A 240-nucleotide genomic window follows, 5' to 3' on the forward strand; every position below is an offset into this window, starting at 1 on the left:
CTTCGGCGTCTTGAAGCCGGCGATGCGCGTCCGGGTGGAATTGATGATGTCGGTGGCGGTCGCCTCCTTGCCCGGCTTCATCACCACCACGGCCTTCACCGCCTCGCCCCATTTGTCGTCGGGCACGCCGATCACGGCGGCCTCCGCGACGTCAGGATGATCGCACAGCGCGCTCTCGACCTCGGCGGGATAGATGTTCTCGCCGCCGGAGATGATCATGTCCTTGATGCAGTCGTGGAT

1 protein-coding gene is annotated in these 240 nt (G+C 64.6%); it reads right to left on the bottom strand.

Annotation, left to right across the window (positions count from 1 at the left end):
• On the bottom strand, positions 1–240 hold a 240-nt coding region (locus ACPYOJ_RS36525; RefSeq protein ID WP_481420560.1), incomplete at both ends, for an AMP-binding enzyme.

This window comes from Rhizobium sp. SVR5-9E, from assembly GCF_056755095.1.